This window comes from Facklamia sp. 7083-14-GEN3 (genome assembly GCF_024742075.1).
In the GTDB taxonomy this organism is placed as follows: Bacteria; Bacillota; Bacilli; order Lactobacillales; family Aerococcaceae; genus Facklamia.
Map to the genome: position 1 here is coordinate 498805 of NZ_JANSGD010000001.1, position 16049 is coordinate 514853.

9 protein-coding genes are annotated in these 16049 nt (G+C 34.8%); 6 read left to right on the forward strand and 3 right to left on the reverse strand.

The window, feature by feature from the left end; genetic code table 11:
- Nucleotides 1–125: 125 nt before the first annotated feature.
- The 4 genes from parE to pflA all read left to right on the forward strand — a co-directional run bounded on the left by parE (nt 126) and on the right by pflA (nt 8147).
- Entirely contained in the window at nt 126–2279 is a 2154-nt protein-coding gene (gene parE, locus NW240_RS02385; protein ID WP_258435849.1) for a DNA topoisomerase IV subunit B, read from the forward strand.
- The gene (parC, locus tag NW240_RS02390; protein WP_258435850.1) at nt 2279–4753 is read left to right on the forward strand and encodes a DNA topoisomerase IV subunit A; all 2475 of its coding nucleotides are present in this window, start codon (nt 2279–2281) and stop codon (nt 4751–4753) included. Before parE ends, parC begins: the two co-directional genes overlap by 1 nt.
- Before the next feature lie 282 nt (nt 4754–5035).
- Nucleotides 5036–7291 (forward strand): formate C-acetyltransferase, encoded by a 2256-nt coding sequence (gene pflB, locus NW240_RS02395; protein ID WP_309302390.1) that lies wholly within the window; start codon nt 5036–5038, stop codon nt 7289–7291.
- 85 nt (nt 7292–7376) lie between these two features.
- On the forward strand, nt 7377–8147 hold the full coding sequence (pflA, locus tag NW240_RS02400) for a pyruvate formate-lyase-activating protein (RefSeq protein ID WP_258435851.1): 771 nt from the start codon (nt 7377–7379) through the stop codon (nt 8145–8147).
- 86 nt (nt 8148–8233) lie between these two features.
- On the opposite strand, the gene NW240_RS02405 is transcribed toward pflA, so the two are convergent.
- Complete coding sequence (locus tag NW240_RS02405; protein ID WP_258435852.1) at nt 8234–9397, reverse strand: DUF819 domain-containing protein; 1164 nt, start codon at nt 9395–9397, stop codon at nt 8234–8236.
- Nucleotides 9398–9635: 238 nt separating this feature from the next.
- Here NW240_RS02405 and NW240_RS02410 point away from each other — a divergent pair, with 238 nt between their 5' ends.
- Entirely contained in the window at nt 9636–10565 is a 930-nt protein-coding gene (locus NW240_RS02410) for a manganese-dependent inorganic pyrophosphatase (RefSeq protein WP_258435853.1), read from the forward strand.
- A gap of 48 nt (nt 10566–10613) precedes the next feature.
- On the opposite strand, the gene NW240_RS02415 is transcribed toward NW240_RS02410, so the two are convergent.
- Together NW240_RS02415 and NW240_RS02420 are read right to left on the reverse strand one after the other, a co-directional pair.
- Nucleotides 10614–12326, reverse strand: a complete 1713-nt coding sequence (locus tag NW240_RS02415) for an NFACT family protein (RefSeq protein ID WP_258435854.1) — start codon at nt 12324–12326, stop codon at nt 10614–10616.
- Nucleotides 12327–12422: 96 nt separating this feature from the next.
- Nucleotides 12423–13592, reverse strand: a complete 1170-nt coding sequence (locus tag NW240_RS02420) for an AraC family transcriptional regulator (protein WP_258435856.1) — start codon at nt 13590–13592, stop codon at nt 12423–12425.
- A 766-nt stretch (nt 13593–14358) separates the two neighbouring features.
- Between NW240_RS02420 and NW240_RS02425 the strand changes: the two genes are divergently transcribed.
- Nucleotides 14359–16023 carry a hypothetical protein gene (locus NW240_RS02425; RefSeq protein ID WP_258435857.1) on the forward strand — a complete coding sequence of 555 codons (1665 nt, stop codon included), beginning with the start codon at nt 14359–14361 and terminating at the stop codon, nt 16021–16023.
- Nucleotides 16024–16049 lie beyond the last annotated feature (26 nt).

A 16049-nucleotide genomic window follows, 5' to 3' on the forward strand; every position in this document is an offset into this window, starting at 1 on the left:
TTATTCTGCTATGATAATAGAGTTGAGAAATAGGACCTTCATGCCGAATCGATACAACTGTAAAATAAATATTCAAATTAATCGCATGACTATTTCTTATTAAATAACATTTAAAGGGTGAGAAAATGGCAAACAAAAATTCGAAAGTGAATTTAACCAACTATAATGATGATGCCATTCAAATATTAGAAGGTCTAGAAGCCGTTAGGAAAAGACCTGGTATGTATATCGGATCAACTGATCAAAAGGGCCTCCACCATCTTATTTATGAAATTGTCGATAACTCTGTGGACGAAGCTCTATCTGGTTTTGCTGATCGAATTACTGTATTTCTAGAAGCCGATGGGTCGATTCGCATTACAGATAATGGTCGAGGCATGCCGATTGGTAAACATGCTTCTGGAGTGCCTACAGTCCAAGTTATTTTTACAGTTTTACATGCTGGTGGGAAATTCGGTCAAGGTGGATATAAATCTGCTGGAGGTCTCCATGGAGTAGGGGCTTCGGTCGTAAACGCCTTGTCTTCATGGCTGGAAGTGACGGTTATTCGGGATGGCTATCAATACCATATGCGTTTTGAAGACGGTGGAAAACCTGTCACCAAATTGAAAAAGACCAAACACAGTAATCAGTCGGACACAGGCACAAGTGTTCATTTCATGCCTGATGAACAGATATTCGGTTCTTCAGCTATTAACTATGAAACCATTGCTGAAAGGCTTAGAGAGTCAGCTTTCCTCTTAAAAGGAATTACCATTGAAATCCATGATCAAAGAAAAGATCTAGCAGAGACATTTCATTATGAGAATGGTTTACAAGACTTTATCCAATATCTTAATGAAGATAAAGAGGTGATGGGAAATGTTGTGGCTTTTTCAGGAGATGCAGAGGATTTTGAGATTGACTTTGCCATGCAATATAATGATGGCTATTCTGAAACAATACTTTCCTTTGCAAATAATGTCCGCACCAATGGTGGAGGAACGCATGAAACAGGTATGAAAACAGCTATTACTAAGGTCTTTAATGATTACGGACGTAAAATGGCTCTAATTAAAGAAAAGGATAAAAATCTAGAAGGATCAGATATTCGTGAAGGCTTAGCTGCGATTGTATCTGTTCGTATTCCTGAGCAATATTTACAATTTGAAGGTCAAACCAAAGATAAATTAGGAAGTCCCAAGGCACGTACCATCGTTGAATCTTTTGTTACGGAATACTTAGGTTATTATTTAGCAGAAAATGGCAATTGGGCGCAAACAATTTTAAGAAAAGCTTTAAAAGCGAGGGAAACACGAGAAGCTGCCCGCAAGGCGCGTGAGGCTTCACGTTCTTCTAATTCTAATAAACAACAAGAACGCTTAATTTCTGGAAAGCTCACTAAGGCCCAATCAAAAGATGCCTCAAAGAATGAACTTTATATTGTGGAGGGTGATTCAGCCGGAGGGTCTGCTAAATTAGGTCGTGACCGCAAATTTCAAGCAATATTGCCTTTAAGAGGTAAGGTCATTAACACCGAAAAAGCATCCTTAACTGATATTATGAAAAATGAAGAAATTAATACCCTTATCTACACCATTGGTGCAGGAGTGGGGGCTGATTTTGATATTAAAGCTGCTAACTATGATAAAGTGGTCATAATGACCGATGCGGATACGGATGGTGCACACATCCAAGTCTTGCTGTTAACGTTCTTTTATCGTTATATGAAACCATTGATTGAAGCAGGTAAGGTCTATTTGGCCATGCCGCCCTTATATAAGGTTTCTAAGGGGAAAGGGAAGAAAGAGCGAATAGAATATGCTTGGACAGATGAAGAACTGCAAGCCAAAATTAAAGCAGTGGGGCCAGGATATATATTACAACGCTATAAGGGGCTCGGTGAGATGAACGCGGATCAATTATGGCAAACGACCATGAATCCTTCATCACGCTTATTGATAAGAGTAACTCTTGATGATGATTCTTTATCGGAAAAACGCTTATCCACTCTAATGGGTAATAAAGTAGATCCTCGTCGTAAATGGATTGAAAAAAATGTTCAATTCACTATGGACGAAGAAGATTCACTTTTAAAGGAAAACAGCCAAGTTAACCAAACTTTGGCGCAAGAAGATAAAGAAGCCTTATTAGTGGCTAAAAATCCAGCTTCAAAAACTTCTACTAAAACACAAAATAAACTAGAAAAAAAAGAGCAGTCAAAAGACCAAAATGGAGATTCAAAGAAGGATTCAGTGGATGAAAATGGTCAAATTGATTTATTTGGAGGCGATCTATAATGACTGAACTAGAAAATAAAGGAGTTCAAGAATTAAATTTTTCATCGGTTATTGGTGATCGATTTGGTCGCTATTCGAAATATATTATTCAAGACCGAGCTTTACCAGATATTCGTGATGGTTTAAAGCCCGTTCAAAGACGGATATTATATGCCATGTTTTCTGAAGGGAATACCGCTGAAAAAGCTTATCGTAAATCTGCTAAAACAGTTGGAAATGTCATTGGTAATTATCACCCGCATGGAGATTCTTCTGTTTATGAAGCTATGGTTCGTATGTCCCAAAGTTGGAAAAATCGCCAACCATTGATTGACATGCACGGTAATAATGGTTCTATGGATGGTGATCCAGCAGCTGCAATGCGTTATACAGAAGCTAGACTGTCAAGTATTGCCATGGAACTTCTAAGAGATATTCATTCCCAAACAGTCGATTGGATTCTAAACTTTGATGACACCATTGAAGAACCACGGGTTTTACCAGCTCGATTTCCTAATCTTTTAGTAAATGGTGCAACCGGTATTTCAGCAGGTTATGCAACAGATATCCCCCCTCACAACTTAGGAGAAGTCATTGATGCGTTAATCTATATGATTAAACACCCCGATAAGATTAGTGTAGACCAATTGATGAAGTATTTACCTGGACCAGATTTTCCAACGGGAGGTATTATTCAAGGCAAAGCAGGTATTAAAGAAGCCTATCAAACTGGCCAAGGAAAAGTGGTTATTCGGTCTAAATTAGAAGTTGAAAAGTTGAAGGGAGGTAAGTCTCAAATTGTCGTGACAGAAGTACCCTATGACGTTAATAAAGGAAAACTCATTCAAAAATTGGATGAAATCCGTTTATCTAAAAAGTTAGAAGGTATTGCTGATGTTCGCGATGATTCAGATATTAACGGCGTTTCATTAGTCATTGAACTAAAACGAGATGTAGAGGTTGAACCAATTCTTGCTTATCTCTATAAGAATACGGATTTACAAGTAAATTATCATTTCAATATGATAGCGATTCATGATCGTCGACCAGTCCTTTGTTCTTTAGAAAAAATGTTGCAAGCCTATCTTGATCATCAAAAGAATATTATCCGTAGGAGAACACAATATCTTCTCAAGAAAGATCAAGACCGTTTGCACATTGTGGATGGATTAATCCGAGTGATTTCGATTTTAGATGAAGTGATTGCTACTATTCGTCAATCTGAGAACAAGGCTAATGCTAAAGATAATTTGCATGAGCAATATGATTTTTCAATGGCACAGGCTGAAGCAATAGTTTCCTTACAGTTATATCGTTTAACTAATACCGATATTGTCGGTCTACAACAAGAAAAACTTGAACTTAATGAAAGAATCCATATGTATGAGAATATCCTTTCTAACCCGGCTACTTTGGACAAGGTTTTAGTCAATGAGTTAAAGGAAATTAAGAAGAAATACGACAGTCCGAGAATGAGCCAATTGGAAGATGAAGTGGAAGAAATTACCTTAGAAAAGACGCTTCTGATTCCACAAGAACAAGTCTATGTCTCTGTAACTAAGGAAGGCTATTTGAAGCGTACTTCCGTTCGGTCGTTTACGGCTTCCGATTCCACCGATTTAGGGTCCAGAGATCTAGACTATCCGCTATTTGTGCAAGAACTTTCGACTCATGATGCGATTATTATTATCACTTCAAAAGGTAATTATATTCATTTACCTGTTCATGAATTGCCAGATATTCGTTGGAAAGATTTGGGTCTGCATTGGTCGCAGCAATACCAACTAGATAAAGAGGAATCTATCATTTCTGTGTTTGCTCAAAAAGTAACAGAAAAACCTGCTGAAGATCGGATTGTCATGATGACTAAAGCAGGCCGCATTAAACAAACACTTTTATCTGAGTTTTCAACCTATCGATCTTATAAAACAAGAACAATGACAGCAATTAAAATGCAAGATGATGACGATCAATTAGTAGCTGCTCGATTAGCTAGGGCAGGTAAGGACTATCAAATCGCAAGTATAACACACCGTTCTTATGGTTTGCGTTTTGACTTAGACCAAGTTTCTTTACAAGGACTAAAAGCCCAAGGAGTCGTAGGAATGAAACTGAAAAAAGATGATTTCCTTGTTTCTATGCTCTTAATCGATCAAGAAAATTCTAGACCACAAGTATTCATATTAACCAATCGAGGAAACTTGAAACGAATGGATATTGAAGAATTGGCTAGTGCCAATCGCGCGAGTGTCGGAACGCTTATTCTAAAAGAAATTAAATCAAATCCGCATCGGATATCGAAAGCCTTAGCTTTACAAAATGGTAATATTCCAATTATTATCCAAGGAGATACCGGAAAATCATTAGAGATGATGGCTTTTGATATTAACATCACAAAACGCCAGAACAATGGGAGCCAGATCATAGAATTGGATCTTTTGGGTAAAGCGATAGACATTCATCCTGCTCGTTTAAAAATGCTAGATGAAGAATAAATTTTAAAAAATAAGTGTCTGAAATAGATGCTTGTTTTTTATTTGAAATAATTATATTTTTTCTGTGTATCATTATTAAGAGACAGAATGATAAAAACTGTTATACTATTATTGCTACAACAAACACACAATCAATTTATAATTTTAAATTAGCTTAAAATAAAGTTGATAGAATCCACTTTTAACTAATTAAACAATTCACAATAACTGTTTACAACGAAGGTGAATTGTGTTATATTATGTGTGTGGAAATTGTCGGATCATTTAAAAAGGAGAATTAAAATGGAAATTGCAAATAAAACCGAATTAAATAAAGCATGGAATGGTTTTCAAGGAAGTAAATGGCAAAAAGAAATCGATGTCCGTGATTTTATTCAAGAGAACTATGCCTTATATGAAGGTGATGAAACTTTCCTAGCAGACGCTACTCAAAATACAAAAGATCTTTGGGACCAAGTAATGGATCTTAATAAAAAAGAACGAGAAGCTGGTGGCGTTCTAGATATGGATACAAAAGTAGTGTCTTCTATTACTTCTCATCAAGCGGGCTATTTAAATAAAGACAAAGAAGCAGTCGTTGGTTTCCAAACGGATGCTCCTTTTAAACGTAGCTTACAACCTTACGGTGGAATTCGTATGTCTAAGAATTCCTTAGAAGCTTATGGTTACGAATTAGATCCAGAAACAGAGCATATCTTTACAGAATATCGTAAAACACATAACCAAGGTGTCTTTGATGTATATACGCCAGAAATGCGCGCTGCTCGTCGCTCAGGTGTTATCACAGGTCTTCCGGATGCATATGGCCGTGGTCGTATCATTGGTGACTATCGTCGTGTAGCCTTATACGGGGTAGAGCGTTTAATGGAAGAAAAGCAAAAAGATTTTGCTAACATCGGAAATGGTACAATGGATAACGATGTGATTCAATTACGTGAAGAAGTTACTGAACAATATCGCGCTCTACAAGAATTGAAAGAATTAGGCGAAATCTATGGTTTTGATATTTCACGTCCAGCTGAAAATGCTCGTGAAGCATTCCAGTGGTTATACTTAGGTTACTTAGCTGCTGTTAAGCAACAAAACGGAGCGGCTATGTCATTAGGACGTACTTCTACCTTCTTAGATATTTATATTGAACGTGACCTAGCCGACGGTACTTTAACTGAAGAAGAAGCACAAGAGTTAGTCGATCATTTTGTTATGAAATTACGTTTAGTGAAATTTGCGCGTACACCAGAATATAATGAATTATTCTCTGGTGACCCAACTTGGGTAACAGAATCAATCGCTGGTGTTGGTTTAGATGGGCGTCCACTTGTTACTAAGAATTCTTTCCGTTTCTTACATACATTAACAAACTTAGGCCCAGCTCCAGAACCAAACTTAACAATTCTTTGGTCACCAGCATTACCTCAAGCTTTCAAAGAATATGCAGCAAAAATGTCGATTGTTTCTTCTGCAATTCAGTATGAAAATGATGAAATCATGCGTCCAGAATATGGTGATGATTATGCCATCGCATGCTGTGTGTCTGCTATGCGTGTAGGAAAACAAATGCAATTCTTTGGTGCGCGTGCTAACCTTGCTAAGACATTACTTTACGCTATTAACGGTGGGGTAGATGAAAAATCTAAAGCTCAAGTTGGACCTAAATATGCACCAATTACTTCTGAATATTTAGATTACGATGAAGTTTTAGCTAAATATGATGATATGATGGAATGGATCGTTGAACTTTATGTAAATACTTTGAATATCATTCATTATATGCATGATAAGTATTCTTATGAATCATTAGAAATGGCTTTACACGATACAAAAGTACTTCGTACAATGGCTACAGGTATTGCTGGTTTTTCAGTGGCAGTAGATTCTCTTTCTGCTATTAAATATGCCAAAGTTAAAACGATTCGTGATGAAAATGGTTTAGTGGTTGATTATGAAATCGACGGAGACTTCCCTAAATATGGAAATAATGATGATCGTGCGGATCAAATTGCTGTAGAATTATTGAAGAGCTTTATGACTAAGGTTCGTAAGCATAAGACTTATCGTGAGTCATTACAAACAACTTCTATTTTAACTATTACTTCAAACGTTGTTTATGGTAAGAAAACTGGTAATACACCGGACGGACGTCGTGCGGGTGAACCATTTGCACCAGGGGCTAACCCAATGCACGGTCGCGACACTCATGGAGCTTTAGCTTCATTATTATCTGTTGCAAAAGTACCTTATGAGTATGCTTTAGACGGAATTTCAAATACTTTCTCAATTATTCCAAAAGCACTTGGTAAAGAAGAAGCAACTCAAAAAGCTAATTTAGCTAATATGTTAGATGGATATTCAACAAGTGGCGGACACCACTTAAATGTGAACGTCTTTAACCGAGATACTTTATTAGATGCTATGGAACACCCTGAAGAATATCCACAGTTAACTATTCGTGTATCTGGTTATGCTGTTAACTTTATTAAGTTGACACGCGAACAACAATTGGATGTTATCAACCGTACAATGCATGCTTCAATGTAATTTAAAACAATTAATAAAAACTTCAGAAAAAGGGACTGGATTTTATTTCAGTTCCTTTTTCTGAAAGTTAGATGGAGGAATAAAAATGTCAGAAGTAGCGCAAGAAATTAAAGGCTATGTCCACTCCACAGAAAGCTTTGGTTCAGTCGATGGTCCTGGTATTCGCTTTATATCATTTATGCAAGGCTGCCGAATGCGATGCGAATTTTGTCACAATCCTGATACTTGGAAGATGACGGGAGGTAAAGAATACAGCCCTCAAGAGTTATTTAACGAAGCCATTCAATATCGTGCTTTTTGGGGCAAAGAAGGAGGAGTCACTGTATCAGGTGGAGAACCCTTACTGCAAATGGACTTTTTAATTGAATATTTCAAGTTATGTAAGGCTAATGGGGTTCACACAACTATCGATACTTGTGGTCAACCCTTTACCTATGAGGAACCTTTTTTCAGTAAATTTCAAGAACTGATGAAATATACAGATTTGCTTTTATTTGATATAAAACATATCGATCGCAAAGGTCATATTAAACTAACTGGTCATCCCAATGACAACATTCTTGAAATGTCCCGCTATTTATCGGATATTAATCAACCGGTATGGATTCGTCATGTATTAGTTCCAACAAGAACAGATTTTGATGAATACTTATACCGTTTATCCGATTATGTTGCTAGTTTGGATAATGTTTTAAAGTTTGAAGTCTTACCTTATCACATGATGGGTGTTTATAAATACACTGCTTTGGGCTATAAATATAAGTTAGAAGGCGTAGAGCCTCCAACCAAAGAAAGAGTTGATAATGCCAATCGTATACTGCGCTGTTCAGAGTATACGGGTTATTTAGAAGTATAGTGAAAAAACTGTCTCCATTCAATTTTAATTGATGGAGACAGTTTTTTTATGTGTAAGTACATTTTTTAAATAGTTATAAAGAGTTTTTAACCGCCAATCAAAAATTTTGTGAGATAAGCGACAGCAATACCTACATAATTTCCTGCTGCTCCTGCTAAAACCCCCATAATTAAACCAACATTAATTAGTGATTTCCAATTAGCGCCAGCTGCTGTTAATGAAGCTGTTGGCCCATCGACGATACAACCAACAATCGATAGAATCATATATTCATATTCTACTTTAAATAGGCGACAGATCAACAAGTGTAAAGCTAGACATCCTACTAACATTAGGAAAACATATAGCGTCATTGTAATAGCAGATCCAACGAATTGACGTAAATCTACTGCAAAACCAATCGTTGAAAGGAACATCAAGGATAAGAATAATCCTAAATCTAAATTACCACGCAGTTTTTGAATAGGCTTAAGTTGAGCCAGACAGATGGACACAGTAGTTAATAAGATTAAGCGAACTGCTTTCCAGATTGTTTCTGGCATAAAAGCTTCTGAAAATGCAGTGGTTACATAAGTCACACCGAAACCTATGGTTAACAGCCAGGCAATTTCTCTAATGGACCATTCTTTATCTGACATTAGGGCTTTAGTATCACTAGTAGAAAGATCTTTTTCACTTAGATGATAAGGCCAGAACTTATTCCAGGCTTTAGAAGCTTTAAGAATTGCAGGTGCAGCGAACATAAAGATCATCAATGGAGTTGAGATCACATAATCAGCTGCGTTAGCAGCCGCAATGGTTTGTCGGCTAGCATCTAAACCTGTTGCAATAGCAGTTAAGTTAGGGGTTCCACCAGTATAAGTTCCTACGAACATTCCAGCTATCTTCCAACCTTCATCCATATAAGGGGCAAAGAAAAAGCCTAAGATTGTTGCTATAATCATCACAGATAAAATACCTGAGCTTAGGGCAATAACTGGTTTCTTGCTAAGTTTTTTCAACTCAACTAAGTCCATACTTAGCATGCAAATTGAAATACTGACTGGGACTAAAAGTGACCCCATATAACCATAAACTTCATGACTAATAGGCACGACTCCTGTATTAGAAAGAATAATTCCGATAACAACAACAGTCAGGACCGGACCTAACGACTTAAAAACTTTGTATCTTTGCAAGAATAACGCAACTGCGACCATGGATAAAATAATAAAAATGAGGCCATCAGTTCTAGTTATCAAAGCATCCATACAATCACTCCTTTTTTATTAATACAATAATGTTACCATAAAAAAGAAAAAATAGAATTAAATTGTAATGGCAATTTAGTTAATAAAATTGTCAACTATTAGAATTATTATAAAAATGTTAATATAAATTTAATGTAAACGTTTTTAAAAATGATTGAAAGATATTCAAATAGAAAACATTCAAATTTTAGTAAAAAAGTGCTAAACTGAGAATGTAATTAAATTTAGGAGGACAAACATGACAAAATATTTAGTTTTTGGGCATAAAAAGCCAGATACTGATACTATCGCTTCAGCAATCGCTTTTGCTTATTTCTTAAAACAAGAAGGACACCAAGCAGAAGCAGTCGCTTTAGGTGAAATATCAAGTGAACCAGCCTTTGCCTTGGATAAATTTGGTATCCAACCACCAAGAGTAATTAAAACAGCCGCTAATGAAGTTAGCCAAGTTGCTTTAGTGGACCACAATGAGCCGCAACAATCAGTAGACGATATTGATCAAGTTCAAATTGATTATGTCATTGACCACCACCGTATTTCAGGATTCAATACGCCTCAACCTCTTTACTATCGTGCGGAGCCTTTAGGTTCAACAGCCAGCATACTTTATAAGATGTTCCAAGAATATGGCTATGAAATCCCGGCTGATATTGCTGGCTTGATGTTATCTGCTATCATTTCAGATACCTTGTTATTCAAATCTCCAACAACTACTGAAAAAGACAAGGAAATCGCTGAAAAATTGGCTGAAATAGCTAAAGTTGATATTCAAACTTATGGATTAGCTTTCTTAAAAGCTGGAGCAGACCTTAGTAAACAGTCCGATGAAGAAATTGTGGATGGAGATGCTAAAAACTTTGTCATGAACGATCAAAATATTCGTATCGGTCAGACAAATATTATTGGCTTCGAGGAGATTTTAAGTCGTAAAGAAAATCTTTTAAAGGTAATGGAAGATAAGCGTAAAGAAATGGATCTTAAACTCTATGTGTTAGTGATTACAGATGTCTTAGAATCAGATTCTATTGGTTTAGTGGTAGGAGAAGATGTTAGTGTGGTAGAAGCAGCTTTTAATGCTAAAGTTGAAGACCAACAATTCGCCTTACCAGGTGTGGTATCTCGTAAGAAACAAGTCGTCCCTCCATTAACAGCAGCTTTTAACAAATAAATTTAAATACAGCCCCCAACTTTTAATGAAGTTGAGGGCTGTATTCTATTATTTTTTTAATGAAAGTTGTTCGATGAGTGAAGCATCGGGTGTAACAAACAGTGTTTTCTGACCTTCATAAATAACGAAGCCAGGCTTAGCACCATTTGGTTTCTTTAAATGTTTCACTTGAACATAATCAACAGGCACATTAGCTGATTGAGAGAATTTTGAATAGTAGGCAGCTAATTGAGCGGCTTGAAGGAGTGTTTCTTGACTCGGTTTATCCGACTCAACAATCACATGGGCGCCTGGAATATCTTTAGCGTGCAACCACCAATGATTTTTTGAAGCTTTTTTCATCGAAAGTTCATCATTTTGTTGGTTATTTCTACCCACATAAATCATCACACCATCACTAGATTTAAAACGACGGGGCTTGGATTGGGTCTTTGCTCGCTTCTTACTCGAAGAACGTTTTTGTCCGACGTAGCCTTGCTCAATTAATTCTTGTTTGATTGATTCGACATCTTCAAGATCAGCTTGTTTGAGTTGCACTAAAATACCATCTAAATAATCAATTTCAGTAAGGGTTAGACTTTCTTCACGATTAATGTATTTGAGAGCATCTCGATATTTTTGATACTTTTTAAAGTAAATTTGAGCATTTTCAACGGCATTTAGTCTAGGATTTAATTGAATATCCATTGGCTTATTATCATCATAAAAATTCGCCAAAGTCACCTGATTTTCTTTAGCCTCAATTTGATAGGCATAGGCATTTAAAAGCTCACCTTTAATGCGATAATTATCGGCCCCAGCTGCTACACGTCGATCTTTTGCAAGATTTTTTAACTTCTTTTGATTTTTATCAATAATTTGATTTATTTTATTAATAATATTACCTGATAATTGCTTGACTCTGTCTAAATGAACCTTTTGGTGAGAGTAGGCATAAATTAAATCAGAAAGAGAGTCGAAAGCCACTTCTTTTCCTGGTAAATTTTCTAATTTAAAGGCATAGAAATAAACATTCTTTTCTGTTTGATAGAGAGTAGGAGAGGGGAATTCAATGGCTGATTTAACTCTTTCTAGACTGGCTAAACTAGATAAATTTCCACCCTCATTAGACATCCAAAAAGCAATCTCTTGTGCAAGTAATTTTCCCATTCCTTGCACACATTGGTAAGCTTTACCTTCTCTAAGAATCGCTTCATTTTGATGACTAAATTCAAACAGCTGAGAATCATTCAATTCAAATAAGTTTACTTGTTGCAAGTTGCGGGGCGGTCGCTTAAACTCTGCTCCTGGAGTGAGTGATCGAAAAGAGTTTTGACTATCTGGAACATGCTTAATACAATCAATAATAGTTTGTTTATTCTGATCGACTAAAAGAATATTTGAGTGCCTTCCCATCAACTCAAAGGTTAAAAGATATTCTTGGTCAACACCTATTTCATCACGACCAGTGAAATAGAAATCAATAATACGATCATTTTGATATTGTTTGATATCAATAATGAAAGCCGATTCCAAGTATTTTCTTAATAACATGCAAAACATCGGTGCTTGTTGTGGGTTTGCTGATTTCTCTTGAGTTAAATATAATGAGAAATAATTAGGGTGAACTGAGGCGGCTAGGCGATGATTGGTTCGATTAGCTCGTATAACAATTTGTAATTCTTGTTCAAAGGGTTGGTAGATTTTATGTACCCGACCCTCTATTAGTTGCGATCGTAACTCATCCACTAAAGCTCGTGTAAAAAATCCGTCAAGTGTCATCGTCTCACTCCTCTGATATGTCTAATATTTATTATAAAACAAATAGGCCCTTTAAGCTAGCAAGGGCCTATTATAATATTGTCTTTAAAAGGAACTTTATTTCACTATTGATTTGGCATAGTTGGAAGGACTAATACCAAACTCATTCGAAAAAGCTCTCGAAAAATATTGGATGGACCCATAACCTAACTCATTAGCGATTTCTGAAAGAGTCATTTTCGATTCATGGATTAATAGTTTACTTTGTTTTAAACGTAAGCTATTAATATATTGTTTCGGTGTCTGTCCTGTATATTTATTAAATAAAGTTTGAAGGCTAGAGCGAGAGACATTAAACTTTTCTACCAAATCATTTACTTGGTGTAGTTGACCAATATTTTCTTGGAGAAAATCAATGATTGATTGGAACAATTCATTTTCATAATTTTCTCGCATAGAAGTTGAACTATCAGTTTGTTCTTTAATATCACCATTGTGCATCTGTGTAAGTATCAATTGGAGACTGGTTACTATTTCATCGTAATAAAAAGGTAACTTGTCTTCAGATATATCTGCTAAATTAACCAATCGACTGAGGAGTTGAATTTGACGATGTCCGAGATGGATTGGCCTTTGTGCAATAGAATCAGCTAAGCCTTGGCCTGTAAACAAAATTGAAATAAGTGTGGTCATGCCATCTTCTTTAAAGGCAATTTGATTTTTTTGTCCTGGAAAGTTTAACCAAGCTGAATTTTTTGATAGAAGAGGTTGATTCTTATAGCTTAATTCCATCGAAGCTTGTCCTTGATCAACAAAGATTAGCTCATAGTAATTTTGTGGATGGTTAAGTATGCGTTCACCACTTGAGTAGACTTGGTAATGAAGACCGAAGACATCTTCTACTTTAAGATGCTTCTTTTCTTTTCCTACTTTTATGGCATCTTTTAATGTGACAATTTGTGGTTCTTCATTTTGACTAGGTTCCAAATAAAGTTTACATTCTGTAGTTAATGACAAGGTATTAAAGTAAATGCCAGCATTAATTTGAATTGCGTTTTGTAAGATGAAGTATTGGAAAGAATCTTTTTTATCAGGATTATCGGTCAATACTAACAAAGCTAAACCTTTATGTTCAGTTAGGATAACTGGCTTGTTAAACCGTAGAAGCGCTTGTGAACGATTATTTTTGATGGTTACTAAACGATTAAAGGGTTTAATTTGTTGATGATTAGTATTAATTGAAGAAAAATAGTGCGATGTGGTATTCTTTGTGGACTGATTATACATGGTGAACTCCTTTCATACTCATAAGTCAATTATATCTCAATTAGGATAAAATAACTATCAACTATTTATGTTCTAAAATAGTTTGAAACTTATCTAAATTATTTTATAAAAGTTAAATTTGGCAATAATACCTATTTTACAGATAGTAATTTAACTCCTAATAATGATAGATATATAATGACTTTAATTGACAAAGACCTCATTAGACTTTAAGTTTAACATTTAAAAGTAAAAGAGATGTCGTGATAGTTATTAATCAATTTAGTAAAGTTACATATTTATGAAGTGATTCTCAAATGAATTTAACTCAAATAATCATTGATGTAGGAGTGAATTTACTTTTAGAAAGAAATTCTAATAAAAGTAAATACTATTAAATATTTTTATGTTCATTAATGTGTTTGCTATTCTCATGGTAATTTATTTTCAGGCCAAGTATAAGAGTAGAAGGAATTTTTTGAATTGGAGAATACACTTTTAAGATGGATGGTGAATGGAGAATCATTCTGGATTTAATGATATAGATTCCAACGTATCATTGCTATGCGGAATGGTCTCATTGTTAAATCATTCTGTTAGTAGCAAGCGGTTTAGACATAGGTCTCTACTGTAGAGAAAGTACATGTGGGAGTAGAACAACCTTACACAAATTATGAGAAAGATTTAGAGTTGGATTCATATTTAGATTAAACAAATTATTAGCACTTTTTCTATATATTTCTGTATTTACAATCAGTTATTTACAAAAATAGAGGATAGGTGAATTATGAAAAAGATAATAGTTTTGTTAGTACTCTTTACTCAAAGCATTAGTTTAACAACTGTATATGCTCAAAAAGGTGAGATGGCTTATCCTAAAATTCAGTCTGATAAAAATCTCGTATCTTTAGAAGTTTGTCAAATGCTTTTAAGAGAGACGCCAATTACTTCATCGGATAACCAAGATAAACTTCTAAATAAAGATTTACAAAATCAATTTGAAGCGAATCAAGTTCGTATGACAGCAATTAATGAGCGCTATCAAATTTTGAATCAGGAGATTTTTTCTATTCAAGAAGGTCCAACTAATTCCTTGAATGAGGCCAACCTTGCACTTGAAGAAGTAATAGAAACAATCTACCAAAATTTATCAATCGAGCAAGAAGATTTTGTTTCCCTATCTGCGCAAGAACAATTAGCCTTAATTAGTCAAGATCCTAGTGTTTTAGAATGGCAAGCTTATATTGAAGAATTGAATCAAATTTTAGACCAATATATTAGCGAACAAGCGGAACTAGAAGCAGAGTACCAGCAATTACTCTATGACAATGAAAACTTAAGTGATCAAATTCAAAGCAGTAAAGAAACATTGGCCCAACTTAATCAATGTCAACTCTATCCTTATTCACCAAATGCTAACTTAATTAACGAAGAAAATTTGCAATTAGATGATTCTAATTTAGCCAGTTTAATTGTTTCTATCGATAAGTATTTACAAAAAATTGTTCCTAAAGCATATTCAAAAATTACTTTCCAGCAGATTTATGATTTATTTAGTAAAATGATGACTATGGAGGAATTAAAACTTAAGCTCGCTGATGAAGAGGTTACTATTTTAGATGACTTAGCTTTTTCTTCTTTCCAATATGCGAAAGAACTGAGTTTGTTTGATATTGAACTAATTGCTTATCAAGCTTTAAGTGATTATTATACAAACGATAGTAATGAAGTCTATCACGCTGCTTACAGCAATTTATTAAACCTTAAAGAAAGTCAGTTGCATTACTTCCATTTAATTAATAGTGAATTATTTGAAAATATGAAACATTATCTTGCGAATTATCTTAACCAGCATCATTTATTTAGTGATAAAAACATCCAACAAATAAAAACTCTCCATGACCGCTATCAAATAAAGTTAGTTTTATTTAATGAGAACAATCAGACTTGGTCACCTAATTTAGGGGCAGATTCGGGCTATTTATTAGAGTATCAAGCAAAAGATTTACTTCAAAGCCAAACTCCTAAAAATGAAACGGTAAATTATGTTAAAGAAGAGGAAAATAATGATCAACAGGTAGAGGAAGAAAAAAGTAGCTTAAATGAAAAAGGTCTACTTAAGGGAGATCGAAAGTTAAACGCTAGTGAAATAAATAAACAAGATAATTTAGACTTTTTAAAAGATAAATTGGCTAAAAAGAATAGAGCTAAAAAAGTCAGTAATTTAGCCAAACCATCTGGTCAAAATGAAAAGATAGAAAACACATATGAAGGGAGTGATAACCCCCCTCATTTACTACCAACTACAGGTGAACAGAATTTTTATCTTAATATAGCATGGTTTCTTTTAATAGTAGGCTTAATCTCTTTATTAATAAACCGTCATTTTAAGCAGTTGCAACACAAAAAGAGACTACAAGATCATCTTTTTAATAAAGAAGATTTATTTTAGTTTAACTATTTTAAAACTTCCGATAT